An 854-nucleotide genomic window follows, 5' to 3' on the forward strand; every position below is an offset into this window, starting at 1 on the left:
CATTTAGCGAAAGAAAATGAGTAATTTTGTACATTCTTATACAAGCGAAAGTGTACATATTTGTGTTGACATTTATACAAACCCTTTAGTAAGGAAATAATGATGGGTAATTCTGTATAGCAATGTACATTCTCCGTAAAAGTTAAATTGTTTGCTAAGATAAATTCTTTAGAAATAAGGTGATGTATAATAGACATTCCTCCAAAATGTCTAAAACGATCCTTAAACAGTAAGCCCTTATCATTATTTTCCTTTTGGAAAATATCATTATGCTTCTTCACTATTTTTTGCCGTCCAGAAATAATCTTGTACCCTCTTATATTTTCGATAAGCTTCTGTAATGTAGCGCTTTCAATAAAATCATCGCTGTCCAAGAAATAAACATACTCTCCTGTTGATTGACGTAAACCGAAATTTCGAGCAGCACCAACACCTTTTCTTTCAGTGAAAGAACTTATTTTTATTCTTTCATCCATTTTAGAGTATTCATTAATAATCCGATTGGAGTTGTCAGTAGATGCATCATCTACTATTATGATTTCTATATTTTCATATGTTTGATTTATCACGGATTCTATGCACTCAGGCAAGAATTCCTCCGTATTAAATACTGGGATTATTACCGTGATTTTCATACTCTTCCCCCCTTTGCCACAGAATAGAGTTTAGCAGTTTATCTTAAATATCGGTAAGCTTCCTTTAACGGAATTTCTGAACACTCTATTCATATGTGTTTTACATTACCATATTGTTATCCATCCGTCATCCAACAATGAAAATGTTACTACGTCAAGAAAATAGACACAGATTTTTCTACCGCGCTTTCGCTTGGTGGCCTTCATCAAAAAGTTTAA

1 protein-coding gene is annotated in these 854 nt (G+C 32.7%); it reads right to left on the reverse strand.

Going from position 1 to position 854, the window contains the following annotated elements; all coding sequences use genetic code 11:
* A partial coding sequence (locus AN964_RS21705; RefSeq protein ID WP_152982449.1) for a glycosyltransferase family 2 protein occupies window positions 1–635 on the reverse strand: 635 nt, incomplete at its 3' end.
* Window positions 636–854: the final 219 nt, after the last annotated feature.

Origin of the sequence: Heyndrickxia shackletonii (genome assembly GCF_001420715.1) — a bacterium.
Taxonomy (GTDB): domain Bacteria; phylum Bacillota; class Bacilli; order Bacillales; family Bacillaceae_C; genus Margalitia; species Margalitia shackletonii.